Source organism: Desulfatiglans sp. (assembly GCA_012513605.1).
In the GTDB taxonomy this organism is placed as follows: domain Bacteria; phylum Desulfobacterota; class DSM-4660; order Desulfatiglandales; family HGW-15; genus JAAZBV01.
Genome location: JAAZBV010000087.1, coordinates 1 through 4,647, shown reverse-complemented (window position 1 = coordinate 4,647; position 4,647 = coordinate 1). Strand labels below are relative to the sequence as shown.

General features: G+C 39.9%; 3 protein-coding genes. 2 read left to right on the top strand and 1 reads right to left on the bottom strand.

Going from position 1 to position 4,647, the window contains the following annotated elements; all coding sequences use genetic code 11:
• Both GX654_11365 and GX654_11360 read left to right on the top strand, forming a co-directional pair.
• Nucleotides 1–1,003 (top strand): hypothetical protein (locus tag GX654_11365; protein NLD37457.1); only part of this gene is annotated, 1,003 nt, incomplete at its 5' end.
• An 831-nt stretch (nucleotides 1,004–1,834) separates the two neighbouring features.
• Nucleotides 1,835–2,092: a hypothetical protein gene (locus GX654_11360; GenBank protein ID NLD37456.1), complete on the top strand. Its 258-nt coding sequence runs from the start codon at nucleotides 1,835–1,837 to the stop codon at nucleotides 2,090–2,092.
• 158 nt (nucleotides 2,093–2,250) lie between these two features.
• On the opposite strand, the gene GX654_11355 is transcribed toward GX654_11360, so the two are convergent.
• Complete coding sequence (locus tag GX654_11355; protein ID NLD37455.1) at nucleotides 2,251–4,293, bottom strand: hypothetical protein; 2,043 nt, start codon at nucleotides 4,291–4,293, stop codon at nucleotides 2,251–2,253.
• Nucleotides 4,294–4,647: the final 354 nt, after the last annotated feature.

The window sequence follows — 4,647 nt, the reverse complement described above, 5'->3', positions numbered from 1 at the left end:
GACATGGGAAAACCGGAAACTAAAGGTCATAGTTACTATCTGTACAAGTTTGTTAATGGTTGCCTGTGTAATGCCCATGTCAAAACCAGCAAAAAAAACCGAGACAAAAGAACCTTTAAACGTAACGTCTGGTAATAGTGTCTCAAAAAAGGCTGATAAAGAACCCTTGAACCTGGATTTTCATGACACTGATATCATCGATGTCCTTCAGATAATAAGTAAGGCGACTGGACAAAACATCATGTGGGACCCTGTTATTAAGGGTAGAAAAGTCACTATGGTATTAAAAGATATACCTGGGGATGAAGCATTGGATCTTGTCTTGAAGGAAACAGGGCTTGAAAAAAAGAATTTTGTTGACAATATCGTCTGGGTCACAACGAAAGAAAAAATGAAACAAATAGTCACTTCCAAAGATAACAAAACCCAGACGAAGAATGATAAAATACATTTAAACATGACATTTCCTGATACTGAAATTACAAAAATACTTATGATGATAAGTGAAGCTGCTGTGGTTAATATGATCTGGGATCCAGCTATCAAGGGCAAAAAAGTTTCTAGGACTTTTAAAGATATACCCTGGGATGAAGCATTGGATCTTGTACTGAAGGAAACAGGGCTTAAAAGAAAGATTGTTGCAGGCAATATCATCTGGATTGCTACCAGTGAAAAAATTAAGAATGAGGAGGCAAATTTAAAGGGCCTTGATAATGGAGAAGAAAAAAAGGTTTTACAAAACTCCAGCAATGAACCTAGGAAAATCATCATAGATTTTGATAATGTGGACATTAATATCCTTATTAAATTCATAAGCGAATTTACTGGAAAAAACTTCATAGTTGATGAAGATGTCAAAGGAAAAGTCACTGTGATGACGCCTACAAAATTAACCATAGATGAAGCGTATGAGCTTTTTGAATCGGTGCTTGAGATAAATGGATATGCAGCAATTCCTACTGAAACTGCCATTAAGATTGTTAAGGCAGAACAGGAAAAATAATCCATTTAATGCTGAATCAGAATTTAATGTGGTTTATCTTTCCGATGTAAATCGTAGGGGCGAAAAATTTTTCGCCCCTACTAATTTTGGGTATGTGGCCATTCCTATAGAAAGTGCCATTATCCCAGTTAAGGCAGATAAAGGTATTTAATTGCGGTATGTATATGCTGGTGCGATGTTTGTGGATTGAAAAACGTAGGGGTACGCTGCAGCGTGCCCATTGCAGTTATGATGTGCAATGCCTTTGCGGGCACGGTGCGCCGTGCCCCTACAGTTTAATGTACATCTAGAGAACGGTCGCTAACGTTCCCTACGGGAAATAGCTTGACTTGTATTTTATTCTCTGTATATTAGCGCCTTCTGCAAAATAATATACCAGAAGTAATTTATCCTTAATGAAAGGAGGACATGAGATGATAGTAAAAAGAACAATGACATATCGCCCTGTTGATTCTGCTGAATCATGTCCTCGGAGGATTTATTAAAGTTATAATTTGAATTCTATTAAAAAAAAGCCGCGGACATGATCAAATCCGCGGCTTTTTTTTTCATTAAAGCCGGGGATGTTTCTCTCACGGCTTAATATATTGCCTTATCAAGAACAGAATTTTTAAGTTTTACCAGTTTATTTATTACCCATGTATCTCTCATTGGCATTGTCCAATGGAAAGCTGGGGATTTTCATTAACCATAAGACAAAAAGGAGAAAGAAATGAAAATGAATCAATCAAAAAGAAACATGACACAGGGCGATAATCCGGTAATCAGGTGTTTACGCGAATATCTGCGCAATAAATTATACATTAACAAGTTGAATAAATGGAGGCTGAAATGTTTGAAAATCCCCATATAATATATATTATCGCAAAAATGAAACATGAAGAGCTTCTTAATGAATCCCGGATGAACCGACTTGCTAATGAAGCCAGGAAAATTAATAAAAAGAATAAACCTTATACATGCAGGTTCATATTATATATAGCAGACCTGTTAATAAAGACTGGCATGCGTCTAAAAAGAGGTTGGTCGCCTGAAGTGGATGACCTTGATATTAAAAATATATTGTCCGAGGAAGATCGAAATTTTTAAATATAGATGTGTTGGTGAAAAGGAATTTATTTATGAATAACCGCAAAACAATAAGCAATAAACCATATACTCGCTTTTTTTATGTTCGACATTGTAGGGGCGAAAAATTTTTCGCCCCTACAGAATATTGTACTACATCTCAGTTGTATTACATCCTGTCAGGGAATCTCAATAGCCCCTATATCGCCAAGGCTGTTTGCGGGGCGATTATTATATAACTGGTCACGGATCTCACTGGCAACAGTAAATAGGGTTGCTGGTATCCTGATCATTCTGATATTCGTGTTTTCAGATAATGGACCGGGAGAGAAAAGGTTATTCCATACCTCATCGGAAATTACTGCTTGTCCAATCTCAGGTAAGTTTTCTGCAACAAGGGCATTATCCAATTGGTGCCAGAATTCAATATAGGGATAATTGTACAACTCCTTTGGCCAGGTCTGAAGTGGGCCAAACCAGTGGGTATCAGCAAGTGTCAATATTGGATTTCCATCCGGGTCTTCATAGGGTTGGTTTCCGGCTGTTTCATCATCAGTATCTATGCCCGAAAGGAACAGCTCAAAATCTGTAGTGAAATCTGCTGCAAAACCGGGGATATTGTAATAGCCTTCAAGCCGGTCAAGCATAATCTCAAGAAAATTGTCATTTGCTATATCATTAACACTGTATTCCCAGTATGTACCGATAACACTGTATGTACCTGTGGGAATACGGTCAAGCGCACTTCCCTGCGGCCTGTAATAGAGGACAGCCGGGTCACCTTCATCCACACCGGTAGATAATATATCATTTGAATAGGTTATGCCATTTGTCAGATCCAGCACATCTGAAATGTTTACACCGTCTATATCGTTGGCTCCTGGGTAAAATCTTCTACTTAAAGACCTCCAGTCCACTTCACCAACAGGCACCAGTAACTGGCTTAAATCCAGAACTCCTATGCGGTTATATCCCATGCTCATAAAATAAAAGGCAGAGCCGGTAAAAACATCATGTTCATATGTGGTTCCGCCCAATTCATGGACCGTGTTCCCTGCTATTATGGAATGGCCGATGATTATGTCTTCTGTTGCATGTGCATTCCCAATGGTTGCAGCAATACCGCCTGCCAGATTCTTTTTGCCAAGCTCGATTGTTCTTGGCACCCCATAGACCTCATTTTCAACAACAGTACAGCCCTTAATAACCATGGAACCGTTTGACATATATACACCGCCGCCCCTCCAGTAACCAAAAGGGACAGGCGATGAATAATCAACAAGGTTTCTGGCTATTGTGGAGTTAACCAGCCTGAGTGTTCCTGCTTTACCTATGCCACCGCCATCAGAGTATACTCCTCCGCCATAACCCATTAGCCCGGTGATATGATTGCCTGTTATTGCAGACCTGGTAATGATTGAAGTTGTCTCATAAGTATCCCTTCCGCCTACTGAAAAAACGCCTCCTCCCGAGACCCCGGCGCCATAAAGGGTATTACCGCTTACAATACTATCCTCCATTTCAACTATATCGGCATAAATGGCTCCGCCAAATGTACCACGGTCTCTTGATGAGTCAAAATCCCCCTCGCAATAGTTGTCATAAAAGGCGCAGTTATAAATCCGTGCCCTGCCCCAGACAGCGATAGCGCCACCTCTTGCAAGGGTCCAGGGCTGGTCAGTATTGGTTGCTGAGATATCCTCTGTAACACTGCGGCCCCCTGTTATGGTTACATTTTCTATTGCAAGGTCTCCATAAACCGCGAGAACGCGTGCATCCTCTGTACCTCTCCAGGTAATTGTAATGCCTGATGGAAGGTCTGATGCATCAATAACTACATTCTTCTGTGCATACAGGGCTGATTTGCCATAGTCCCGATTAAAATATCCTACCAGATAGGATATCGGCCCGCTGGGTTCATTTCGCATACCCATAACCTCACCTTTAAGGATGGTGTGTTTTTCTCCGACTATTGATAGCTCAATTGTATCTCCATCAAGACTCTGGGCGAATATAATTCTCTGGCCGCTTTCTGCCGCCACAAGGGCAGAACGGAGTGTAACAGTACCTGCGGCTGGGCTTAAGGTATCATCAATGCTGTTTACAGTGATTGGTTCCAATTGCGGAGGGGTATCACCTCCTGAATTACCTGAAGAGCAGGCTGATAACAGTGATAATAAAAAAAGAAACAGGGTAATTGATATAAAATAACTTCGGATCATAGGCTGATTTCCTCTATATAATTATTGTTTTTATATTCCAAATAGTTTGAAAGAATTATAACCATGAGTTTTTTATAAAGCAATCGCTAATCAGGTTATCTTACATGATGTAAAAGATAGCATGATAGCAACAGTAATAAAGGATACTTTTGCTGTAAGACGAAGTGCGCTTGATAAAAGATTTGCATCAAAATAGTATCTTTTTACCTCGCAGTACTTTGATTTTCTGGCTCCTCACAAGAATTTGTGGGTCAATTTTGGCATAGGTAGCTTTCCCAAGCCATGATATAGAGCCAGCTTAAATGTGTTTTCAGTACGATAACCAAAAGCCCTATGGCTAATAACTTTAGCCTT

Coding starts and splice junctions, on each gene's coding strand:
- GX654_11355 (NLD37455.1), bottom strand. CDS start 4,293: ATGATCCGAAGTTATTTTATATCAATTACCCTGTTTCTTTTTTTATTA.
- GX654_11360 (NLD37456.1), top strand. CDS start 1,835: ATGTTTGAAAATCCCCATATAATATATATTATCGCAAAAATGAAACAT.